The following is a 657-nucleotide window of genomic DNA, read 5'->3' on the forward strand; positions in this document are numbered from 1 at the left end:
CCGGGCGACGCCCTGACGGCCCGCCAGCGCCTCGTCTACGTGATCGTCCTCGGCTCGCTGACCGCCCTCGGGCCGTTCACGATCGACCTCTACCTGCCGGCGTTCCCCGCGCTGCAGAGCGAGCTGAACGTGTCGGAGGCGGCGGTTCAGCTGACCCTCACCGGCACGACCCTCGGCTTCGCGCTCGGCCAGCTGGTCGTGGGCCCCTGGAGCGACGCGGTCGGCCGGCGCCTGCCGATCCTCCTGGCCACCTCGCTGCACGTCCTGGCCTGCGTCGGCGCGGCGCTCGCCCCCGAGATCGTCACGCTCGGCGTCTTCCGCTTCCTGATGGGAGCCGGTGCGGCGGCGGGCGGCGTGGTCGCGATGGCGATGGTCCGCGACCTCTTCGGCGGACGCCCGCTGGTGCGGATGCTGTCCCGGCTCGCCCTGGTGTCGGGCCTCGCGCCCGTGCTCGCGCCGGTCGTCGGCTCGCAGCTGCTGCTGATCATGGACTGGCGCGGGATCTTCGTCTTCCTCGCCGCCTACGGCGTGCTGGTCGTCGCGGCCGTCGGCCTGCTCGTCGTCGAGACCCGGCCCCGCGCCGCCCGACACGAGCGCGAGCACCGCTCGCTCGTGCAGCGCTACCGGGCCGTCCTCAGCGACCGCGTGTTCCTCGGA

The 657-nt window shown here is 74.3% G+C and carries 1 protein-coding gene; it reads left to right on the plus strand.

Annotated elements, in window-relative coordinates:
• Positions 1-657, plus strand: a 657-nt coding sequence (locus C5C33_RS18115; protein WP_146085829.1) for an MFS transporter, incomplete at both ends; no start/stop codon positions are given.

The sequence above is a fragment of the Rathayibacter sp. AY1H3 genome (assembly GCF_002932015.1).